Annotated in this window: 2 protein-coding genes; both read left to right on the forward strand. The window is 75.3% G+C overall.

Annotated features, from left to right (window positions below; genetic code table 11):
- The first annotated feature begins 270 nt into the window (after positions 1-270).
- On the forward strand, positions 271-5760 hold the full coding sequence (locus tag D0Z06_RS10780) for an ATP-binding protein (protein WP_117377364.1): 5490 nt from the start codon (positions 271-273) through the stop codon (positions 5758-5760).
- Positions 5761-5786: 26 nt separating this feature from the next.
- Entirely contained in the window at positions 5787-7748 is a 1962-nt protein-coding gene (locus D0Z06_RS10785) for a 3-oxoacyl-ACP synthase III family protein (protein WP_117377365.1), read from the forward strand.
- Positions 7749-7997 lie beyond the last annotated feature (249 nt).

The raw sequence follows: 7997 nt of genomic DNA on the forward strand, positions 1-7997 counted from the left end.
GCCATGGCGCTGCTCCCGCAGGATGCTGCGCACGTAGCGATCCGGGGCCCGCGACCGTCGGGGCGTCCCGGCCCTGCCACGAGGCGGACACGCCCCTGCTGCGAGGAGGCCCCGGTGACGTCGACCCGGACACCCGCCCCGACGACCGGCACGACCCCGCGGGGCGCGGCCGGGGCAGGAGCGGCGCCGGCCGGGGGCACCGGCCCGCGCGCGTAGCCGCTCCCGGCCGGCGCCGCCGGCACGGGACCACCGACAGGGAGGGGCGCTCGGGTGTTCGACCGCATCGCCGTCGTCAACCGGGGGGAGCCGGCCGTCCGGCTCGTCCGGGCCGTCCGCGAGCTCGACGCCGAGCACGGCCGGCGGACCCGGGTCGTGGCCCTGCACACCGAGGAGGAGCGCCGGGCGACGTTCGTGCGGGTGGCCGACGAGGCCGTCCTCCTGCGCGACACCGGTGCCCGTTCCCCGTACCTCGACCACGACGAGCTGGCGCGCGCCCTCCGGGAGAGCCGCGCCGACGCGGCCTGGGTCGGCTGGGGGTTCGTGGCCGAGGACCCCGCCTTCGCCGAGCTGTGCGCCGACCTGGGCGTGACGTTCATCGGCCCGCCGCCGGCGGCCATGCGCCTGCTCGGGGCCAAGATCGAGGCGAAGGTGCTCGCGGAGGAGACCGGCGTCCCGGTGGCGCCGTGGAGCCGCGGTCCGGTGGCCGACCTCGAGGACGGCCGCCGGCACGCCGAGGCCATCGGCTACCCGCTCATCGTCAAGGCGCGCAGCGGCGGCGGCGGCCGGGGGATCCGCGTCGTCCGGAGCGCCGCCGACCTCGACGAGGCGCTCACCCGCACGCGGGTGGAGGCCGAGCGGACCTTCGGCGACCCGGTCGTGTTCATGGAGCGGCTCGTCGAGGGCGGCCGGCACGTCGAGGTGCAGGTCGTCGCCGACCGGCACGGCACCGTGTGGGCGCCCGGCGTGCGGGACTGCTCGGTGCAGCGCCGCAACCAGAAGGTCATCGAGGAGTCCAGCTCCCCGGCGCTGACCGCCGAGCAGGACGCCGCCCTCCGCGAGTCCGCGACCGCGCTGGTCAAGGCGGCCGGCTACGTCGGCGCCGGGACGGTGGAGTTCCTCTACCAGCCCGACGAGCAGCTGTTCACCTTCCTGGAGGTCAACACCCGGCTGCAGGTGGAGCACCCGGTGACCGAGGAGACCACCGGCCTGGACATCGTCAAGCTGCAGCTGCACGTGGCCGCCGGCGGCCGGCTCGAGGGGCCGGTCCCCGAGGCGTCCGGGCACGCCGTGGAGGCCCGGCTGAACGCCGAGGACGCCGAGCAGGGGTTCGCGCCCGCGCCCGGGCGGGTCGAGCTCATGCGCCTGCCCGGCGGCCCGGGGGTGCGCGTGGACACCGGCATGGGCGTCGGTGACGTCATCCCGCCGCAGTACGACTCGATGGTCGCCAAGGTCATCGCCTGGGGCCGGGACCGCCCCGAGGCGCTGGCCCGGCTGCGCTGCGCGCTGCGGGAGACGACGGTCGTGCTCCGCGGCGGCACGACGACGAAGTCCTTCCTGCTCGACCTCCTCGACCGGCCCGAGGTCCGGGCCGGCACCGTCGACACCGGCTGGCTGGACCGCACCGGCGCCGGCGCCGGGCCCCGGCCCCTGGGCCGGGCCTGGGTGGCGCTGGTGCAGGTGGCCGTCGACGTGGCCGACGCCGAGGAGGCCCGCGAGCGGGCGGCCTTCCTGACCGCCGCGCGCGGGCGCCGGCCGCGCGCCCCGCACGGGGTCGGGCGGACCCTGGAGCTCGGGTACCGCGGGCAGGCCTACCGGCTCACCGTCGCGACCCTGGGCCGCGACCGCTACCGGGTCGGGCTCGACGGCCGGACCGTCGACGTCGACGTCGACCGGCTGGGCCCCCTGGAGAGCCGGCTGACCGCCGCCGGCGAGCGGTTCTCCGTCGTCGTCTCGGCGGCCACCGGCTCCGCCCTGGTCGAGGTCGACGGCGAGACGCACCGGGTGGCCCTCGACGTCGGCGGCGTGGTCCGCGCCCCCGCGCCGGCCGTGGTGGTCGCCGTGCGGGTCGAGGCCGGCCAGGAGGTCGAGGCCGGCCAGACCGTCGCCGTGCTCGAGAGCATGAAGATGGAGACGCCGGTGCGCGCGCCGTTCGCCGGCCGGGTCCGCGACGTCCAGGCGGCCGTCAACGCCCAGGTCGACGCCGGGGCCGCGCTGCTGACCCTCGACCGCGCGGGCGGCGAGGTCGAGGAGGCCTCCGGCGAGCGCGTCGAGCTGCCGGTCGCCGGCGACCCGGCCGAGGGCCGACCGGGGGAGCGGGCCCGGTCGCTGCTGGCCGAGCTGCAGGCGCTGATCACCGGGTACGACGTCAGCGGCGGGCACGCCCGCGCGCTGGTGGCCGGCTACGGCCCCGCCCGGGACGCCGTCCCCGACGACCCGGACCTGCTGCGCGGCGAGCTGGCCGTGCTCACCACGTTCGCCGACCTGTGCGAGCTCACGCGCAACCGCCCGGCCAGCGCCGAGGAGGAGGCCGACGCGCAGGTCCACAGCCCGCGGGAGTACTTCCACGCCTACCTGCACTCCCTGGACGTCGAGCGCGAGGCGCTGCCGGAGAGCTTCCGCGCCCGCCTGTGCCGGGCCCTGCTGCGCTACGGCGTGCAGGACCTCGAGCCCGGCCCGGCGCTGGAGGAGGCGGTCTTCCGCATCTTCCTGGCCCAGCAGCGCGTCGCCGAGCAGCTGCCCGCGGTGCAGGCCCTCCTCGACCGCTGGCTCACCGCCCCCGAGCTGCCCGACGGCTCCTCCCGCGCCGAGGTGGCGGAGGTGCTCGACCGGCTGGTCGTCGCCACCCAGCTGCGCTACCCCACGGTCGGCGACCTGGCCCGCGCCGTCCGCTACCGCCACTTCGAGGAGCCGGTGCTCCGGCAGGCCCGCCGGCAGGTCCTCACCGAGGCCGGCCGGCTGCTCGACGAGCTCGACGAGGCCGGCGCCCGCGGCGACGCGGCGGAGAGCATCCGGCGGATCGAGGCGCTGGTGGCCAGCCCCGAGCCGCTGGTCCGCCTGCTGGCGCAGCGCTTCGGGCGGCGGACCGCCGTCCCCGACCCCGTCCTCGAGGTGCTGACCCGCCGCTACTACCGCAGCCGCGACCTGGAGAACCTGCGGTCGTCCCTGCTGGCGGGCAGCTCCTGCGTGACCGCCGACTACGACCTGCTGGGCACCCGGCTGCACCTGGTCGCGCTCATGGCCGAGGCGGCGGAGCTGCCGGCCCTGGTCGGCGAGCTGACCCGGCCGGCCGGGGACGTCGGCGAGCCGCGCACCCTGTTGGTCGACCTCTACCTGTCCTGGCCCGACCGCCCCGCCGACGACGAGGCCGTGGTAGCCGAGCTGCACCGGGCGCTGCGCCCCCTCGAGGCGGTGCCCGCCGTCCGCCGGGTCACCGTGACGGTGTGCACCCCCGGCGGCGACGTCGACACGGTGACCTTCCGCGCGTCGCCGTCCGGGCTGGCCGAGGAACGGCTCATCCGCGGCCTGCACCCGCTGACCGCCCAGCGGTTCCAGGTGTGGCGGCTCAAGGAGTTCGACGGCGAGCGCGTGCCCTCGGCCGAGGACACCTACCTGCTGCACGTCAGCGCCCGGGAGAACCCGGACGACGAGCGGTTCGTCGCCATGGCCGAGGTGCGCGACCTGACCCCGGTGCGCGACGAGCAGGGTGAGATCGTCGGCTACCCGACCGCCGAGCGGCAGCTGACCGCCTGCCTGGACAGCCTGCGCCGGGCGCAGTCGCTGCGGCGCTCCCGGCGGCCGCTGGAGCACAACCGCATCCACCTGTACGCCTGGCCGTCGATCGAGGTGCCGCTGGAGCAGGTCGCCACCTTCGCCCGCACCGCCGCACCGCTGACCGTCGGCGCCGGCCTGGACCAGATCGTGCTGCTGGCCCGGCTGCAGGAAGCGGGCGGGCCACCCCGGGAGGTGGCGCTGCGCTTCTCGCACCGGCCCGGCACCGGGGTCCGCATGGAGGTCACCGACCGGCCGACCGAGCCCATGCGGCCGCTCGACGAGTACACCGAGAAGGTGCTCGGCTCCCGGGCCCGGGGTGCGGCGTACCCGTACGAGCTGGCCCCGCTGCTGGCCGGGCCCGACGGCGAGTTCGTCGAGCTCGACCTCGACGGCGACGGCCGGCTCACCCCGGTCGAGCGCCCGCCGGGCCGCAACACGGCCGGCCTGGTGACCGGCCTGGTCCGCACCCCGACGGCCCGCTACCCGGAGGGCATGACGCGGGTGGCGCTGCTCGGGGACCCCACCAAGGCCCTCGGCACCGTCGCCGAGCCCGAGTGCGCCCGGGTCGTCGCCGCCCTCGACCTGGCCGAGGAGCGCGGCATCCCGGTCGAGTGGTTCGCGCTGTCCTCCGGCGCCCGCATCTCCATGGACAGCGGCACGGAGAACATGGACTGGGTCGCCCGGGCGCTGCGCCGGATCATCGAGTTCACCCAGGCCGGCGGCGAGGTCAACGTGGTCGTCGCCGGGATCAACGTCGGCGCCCAGCCGTACTGGAACGCCGAGGCCACGATGCTCATGCACACCAAGGGCATCCTGGTGATGACGCCCGACAGCGCGATGGTGCTCACGGGCAAGCACTCCCTCGACTACTCCGGCGGGGTGTCGGCGGAGGACAACTTCGGCATCGGCGGCTACGACCGCGTCATGGGGCCCAACGGGCAGGCGCAGTACTGGGCGCCGCACCTGGGCGCCGCGGTCGACCTGCTCTTCCGGCACTACGACCACACCTACCGGGCACCCGGGGAGCGGTGGGCCCGGCCGGCCGACACCGGCGACCCGCGGGACCGGGACGTGCGGGAGTTCCCGCACGCCCACCCGGCCAGCGACTTCACCACCGTCGGCGACGTCTTCTCGGCCGAGGCCAACCCGGAGCGCAAGAAGGCCTTCGACATCCGCACCGTCATGCGGGCGGTCACCGACGCCGACCACCCGGTGCTGGAGCGGTGGGCGGGCATGGCCGACGCCGACACCGCCGTCGTCCTCGACGCCCACCTGGGGGGCCACCCCGTGACGGTGGTGGGCGTGGAGTCCCGGCCGATCCCGCGGCGCGGCAGCCGCCCGGCCGACGGCCCGGACCAGTGGACGGCGGGCACGCTGTTCCCGCGGTCGTCGAAGAAGACCGCGCGCGCCATCAACGCCGCCAGCGGCAACCGGCCCCTGGTGGTGCTGGCGAACCTGTCGGGCTTCGACGGGTCGCCGGAGTCGCTGCGCGAGATCCAGCTGGAGTACGGCGCCGAGATCGGCCGGGCCATGGTCAACTTCGACGGCCCGATCGTGTTCTGCGTGATCTCCCGCTACCACGGCGGCGCGTTCGTCGTGTTCTCCGGCGTCCTCAACGACAACATGGAGGTCCTCGCCGTCGAGGGGTCCTACGCCTCGGTCATCGGCGGGGCCCCCGCGGCCGCCGTGGTCTTCACCCGTGAGGTCGACCGGCGCACCGCCGCCGACCCGCGGGTGCGGGAGGTGGAGGCCGCGATCGCCGCGGCCGACGCGGTGCAGCAGGCGCACCTGCGCGCGGAGCTGGCCGGCGTCCGCGCCGCCGTCCGGTCGGAGAAGCTCGGCGAGGTCGCCGACGAGTTCGAGGCCGTCCACGACATCGAGCGGGCCCGCCGGGTCGGCTCGGTGCACGCCATCATCCCCGCCGCCGAGCTGCGGCCCCGCCTCATCACCGCCGTCGAGCGGGGGATGGAGCGCGCCGCCACGACCTGACCGCCCCCGTCACGAGAGGACTCTTCGTGAACGCGTTCGTCCTGAACCGGCACGGCCGCATGGTGTTCCCGTCCAACATCATGCCGGAGCTGGACTTCTCCACCCTGGAGACGCTCGAGCAGCTCGACAGCGTCATCCGGCGCGACTTCGAGACCAAGGCCCCGAGCGGGACCGAGATCCTGGAGCGGGTCCGCACCGGCGGCTACGGCACGCGCTACGACCTCATGCGCGACATGGCGCTCAACCTGTTCTGGGCCAACCGCTTCTCCATCACGATGTACGACAAGCGGCCGACCCGCTGGGGCGACCTGCCGCGCACCCGCCCCGACGTCTTCCTGCCCGTGCTCGAGCCGTGGGAGGACGGCGAGGCCAAGGTCTCCGGCGTCCAGGACGCCTACCCGCAGCTGCCGGCCCGGTGGGACGACGCCTGCGAGGACCGCGTCTTCGAGATCCTCTTCGACGTCTTCGCCAACCGGCGGCACCACGCCTCGACGCTGCCGGCGATCAAGCCCACGGTCGCCGAGTTCCTGGAGCAGCCGGGTGCGCTCACCTTCCGGCTGCCGCGGTACGACCCGGACTACCCCGTCTACGACTACACCGACATCCTCGACGTCTCCGAGGACGTCCCCGAGCTCGAGGCGCTGCACCGCTGGGCCATGGTGCTGCACAACCAGTACCCGTGGGAGCGCTCGCAGGTGGAGCTGGCCGACGCCGGCCGGCTGCGGGACGACGACTGGGTGGTCGCCTTCCACCCGCGGGACAAGGAGGTGCGGGCCTTCCTGCGCCGGCTGCGCGCCGGCGCCGGGCCCCGGCACGTCGCCGGCCCGCGGGAGTCCCGGCCGCCGGTCCGGCCCTACCCGGAGCTGGACGTGCGGCAGCGGTTCGCGGTGCAGCCGCGGATCGAGGCGCTGGCCGCGGTGCACGGCGACCAGGTGTGCGGCAACGACGACCTCATCCGCAACACCGCCTACAACTGGTCGCCGATGAGCGCCGAGGAGATCGCGTCGAAGACCGGCATCGAGCAGCGCGAGTACAGCTCGCTGCCGCTGGAGGACCTCGCGCTGCAGGCGGCCGAGGCGGCGCTGGACAAGGCCGGCCGGCAGCCGGAGGAGATCGGCGGCGTGCTGGTCTGCACCTGCACCAGCTCCCGGCTCATCCCGTCGCTGGCCACCTACCTGTGCGGGCAGCTGGGGATGCACCAGGTCTACGCGGCCTACGACCTGATCGCCGCCTGCGCGGGCATGCCCTACGGCGTCGCCGACGCCGTGCGGCTGCTGCAGGAGGTCGAGCGGCCGGTCCTCGTCGTCTGCGTCGAGAAGTTCTCCGACAAGATCGGCAACGTCCGCACCTCCCGCATGATCTTCGGGGACGGCGCGGCGGCGCTGGTGGTCGGCCCGGCGCCCGAGGGGACCAGCGGCGACATCGCCTACCTGAAGACCTACGCCAGCGGCCCGGCCAGCGAGGTCAACTCCATCCTGTGGCCGAACCCGGAGTTCGACAACAACATCACCGTCTTCGGCCCGCAGGTGAAGGCGCTGGCCGGCCGCTACCTGTCGCAGATGATCGAGGAGCTCGGTGCCCTCCCGGACCCCGACGGCGGGGCGGGGACCCTGCTGGACGCGATCGACCTGATCGTCCCGCACCAGGCGAACAAGACGATGGTCATCGGGCTGGCCGAGCGGGCCGGGCTGACCGCCGACCAGCTCTACTTCAACATCGAGGAGGTCGGCAACACCTCCTCGGCCAGCATCCCGCTGGCCATCCACGACGCCGTGCGGGACGGCGTCATCACCGGGCCGGTGCGCATCTTCGCGCCGGGCTTCGGTGCGGGGGCGGTCGCCGGCTACGCGGTGCTGCGGCTCGACCCCGCCGTGGTCGCCGTGGCCGGGCCGGGCGGGGCCCCGCGCGGGGAGGCGGCGGCCGCGCCGCCCGCCGGGCAGGGGGACCCCGCCCCCGCCTCGGAGGGGGTGCGCGAGGCGTTCGGCTGAGGCGCGTTATGTGGGTTGCCGTCGGCAACTGATGGCTTGACATGAGGGCGCCTCTGCGGAGCGTGGTGGTTGTCGAAGCCCCTCGCCCGCAGAGGCGCCTCTCATGCTCCCCACCGAGGACCTGTTCGTCCACGTCTACGTGCTCATCGACGATGCGATCGCCGCCGGGCAGGTGACCATCCCGGCCCGGCCGGGGCCGACCCCGGCCTGCAGCGACGCCGAGCTGCTCACCATCGCCCTGGTCCGCCA

This window comes from Geodermatophilus marinus, assembly GCF_003428645.1.
Lineage (GTDB): Bacteria > Actinomycetota > Actinomycetes > Mycobacteriales > Geodermatophilaceae > Geodermatophilus.